Here is a 2,363-nt window from a genome sequence, read left to right on the forward strand (position 1 = left end):
ACCACAACTTTATAAGTAGGATCCTCCATAACATTCACATCAATAATTTGTTCAGCATTCTTCAATAGCTTTTTACAATCAGGGCTTAAGTGTTTCAGATGGATTTTCTTTCCAACTTTTTGATAGCGTTCTGTAATTTTATTGAGTGCTTCAATAGCCGACATATCAACAACCCTGCTTTCCTCAAAATCAATTATAACCTCATCAGGATCATTTAATACATCAAACTTTTCATTAAATGTAGTTACCGAACCAAAAAACAATGGACCATAAATCTCGTAGTGTTTGATGCCATCTTCATCGATATGTTTTCTGGCTCTAATTCTTTTGGCACTATCCCATGCAAATACAAGTGCAGCGATAATGACACCAACAATTACCGCCAAGGCCAAATTATGAAGGAAAACGGTGACCAAGGTAACCATCACCATCACAAAAATATCAGATTTTGGCATTCTCCTGAATGAACCAAAACTGGCCCATTCAAAGGTGCCAATGGCAACCATGATCATCAAACCTGTGAGAGCAGCCATGGGCACTTTCTCAATGAAGCTTGAGCCGAACATAATAAACACAAGTAACATAACAGAAGCTACTATACCCGAAAGTCGGGCACGCGCACCATTGGAAACATTAATCAAACTCTGGCCAATCATGGCACAACCACCCATACCAGAAAACATCCCGGAAAGCATATTGGCAGCACCTTGAGCAACGGCTTCTTTATTACCTCTACCACGTGTTTCAGTTATTTCGTCTATAATACTAAGCGTTAATAAACTTTCGATTAATCCCACAGCAGCAATGATTCCAGCATAAGGTAAAATCACCAGTATATTATCAAACTTAAAAGGAACCTTAGGGAAATGAAAAGGAGGAAATCCTCCTTGAATGGAAGCGATATCACCTACGGTTTTTGTATCAATACCCCAAAATGCCACGATGCCAAATACAACCAATATGGCTGTTAAGGATGCAGGTATTGCTTTAGTAATTTTAGGTAATCCCCAAATAATAAGCATTGTTAGCAATACCAAACCGAGCAAAATATAAAGAGATGTTCCGTTTAACCAATTGCCTGAAACACCTTTGAATTGATCAAGTTGAGATATAAATATGATAATAGCGAGGCCATTTACAAATCCAAATATAACAGGAGTTGGCACCAAGCGAATAAGCTTACCTAATTTTAAAAAGCCAGCAGACATTTGAATAAAACCTGCCAGAATAACCGTTGCAAAAACATATTCTACACCATGCGATTTAGCCAAAGAAACAATAACAATAGCTATTGCACCGGTAGCACCAGATATCATACCGGGGCGTCCACCAAAAATAGACGTTACCAATCCCATCACAAATGCTGCATAAAGACCTGTCAAGGGCGAAAGTCCTGCAATAATTGCAAACGCAACTGCTTCAGGCACCAGAGCCAGAGCAACTGTAATTCCTGATAGAACTTCAATTTTGTAATCAACTTTTTGAGTTCTATCAAAAAGATTTAAATATTTTTTCATGCAGGAATATTGTTCGTGGAGCTTATTAGTAAAGAATGGGCATGTAACAACAAACAAGCCAAGTATTTAGAAAGTTGAATGTATTTACTTCCTACATTCAATTCTATTTTCTTAATCATAATTCATACTAGCGTATTATTCATAAAGGACTTCAAAAGTGATTGAATAACCATGAATTAATATTATGGCGGAGTTTCTCCGCAGAAGCATTTGGGCTCGGCCAATAAAATTACTGAATGTTTGGAATTACCGCCTTCCTTCGTCCTAATGGACTTCGGAAGGCGAAGGCGGAGAGTAAGGTTCCGTCAATATTGACGATAACCAACTAATACTCATGATTTTATAAGTAGGCTGAAAGCAAGGTCTATGATAATGCCAACAGTTATTTTTGCATCGCTTTGCAAACCAACGCAAATATAGCCTTCATTGGCTTAAAACAAAGAAATTTCTTAATTTTTTCATAACACTTAAAAATACATTGCATACAAACCAAAATTTGCAAAATTGTCAATTCTTGCCAACTGTGAGAATTATTATTTATAGTAGATTGGTCAGGTTGAAACTGACTATACCGATATAAAGGATAATGTTTTTCAAATTTTTGAAAAGAAACTCTGTATAAAATGACTGATAAAAATGAAATTAATGCTATTAAGTTCCGTCAATATTGATGATAACAAACAGATAATCAGTATTTTATTAATAGGCTGTCAGCTAGGTCTATGATAATGCCAACAGTTTATTTTTGCATCGTTTTGCAAATCAAAGCATATACAGCCTTTATTGGCTTAAAACAAAGATAATACTGCATTTTTCTTCAGCCATGCTATAACCCCAGGAATTCCT

Annotated in this window: 1 protein-coding gene; it reads right to left on the reverse strand. The window is 36.1% G+C overall.

Features of this window, described 5'->3' with window-relative positions:
• Nucleotides 1-1,517: SulP family inorganic anion transporter (locus tag HOG71_01805; protein MBT5989561.1), on the reverse strand; the 1,517-nt coding region annotated here is incomplete at its 3' end.
• Between the last annotated feature and the right edge of the window lie 846 nt (nucleotides 1,518-2,363).

It is taken from the genome of Bacteroidota bacterium (assembly GCA_018698135.1).
Classification (GTDB): Bacteria; Bacteroidota; Bacteroidia; order CAILMK01; family JAAYUY01; genus JABINZ01.